Genomic DNA, 606 nt, shown 5'->3' on the forward strand with positions numbered 1-606 from the left:
ACAGACTTAGCTAAATCGATCCCGACAACTTTTATCGAGTTCATGATGTTGTTCCTCTGCGAATAGACATTCAGCATAAGTGTGGCAGAACTTAGGCTGGGAAGGGGCGTCCATCACATCACCTCTGGTTGAGAGTTTACTCACTTAGTCTCGTGTCCACTATTCGCGGGTAGGATCAATCTGGCGTGATTTCATTCCAGTGATTAAACGTAAAAACATCGCTGATCAGCATTTGCCCTGTAATGCTATACTTATTAACTTCTTTAATTGTATATCTACCTTTATTACAGTCGATTAAATCTTTCGATATGCTTAGGGTTTGGCCGTGGCCGTTAGTGGTTTTAAACCAGGCCATAGGTAATGACTCAATCTCAGAGGCAGGTAACGAGTAAGCTTTATCTTCTGACGGAGATGTTGCCAGATAAGACCATGTTGTTGCATGAACAGAGTAGCATGTAAATATAATTAAAAAAAGTGTTAACCAATGTTTAAAGTTTTTCATTAAGTTATATTCCGTAAGCAAGGTGTTTTTTAAGTATAATGCTCTTGAGCTTATTTTTGCAGGTTGTCTATGTAGTGAGTTTAATTGGGGTTATAGTGATGGTT

Annotated in this window: 1 protein-coding gene; it reads right to left on the reverse strand. The window is 38.6% G+C overall.

The features are described 5' to 3' along the window. Positions 1-175: 175 nt before the first annotated feature. Complete coding sequence (locus MES37_RS24545) at positions 176-502, reverse strand: hypothetical protein (RefSeq protein WP_237932844.1); 327 nt, start codon at positions 500-502, stop codon at positions 176-178. Between the last annotated feature and the right edge of the window lie 104 nt (positions 503-606).

Origin of the sequence: Buttiauxella sp. S19-1 (genome assembly GCF_022134725.1) — a bacterium.
Taxonomy (GTDB): domain Bacteria; phylum Pseudomonadota; class Gammaproteobacteria; order Enterobacterales; family Enterobacteriaceae; genus Buttiauxella; species Buttiauxella ferragutiae.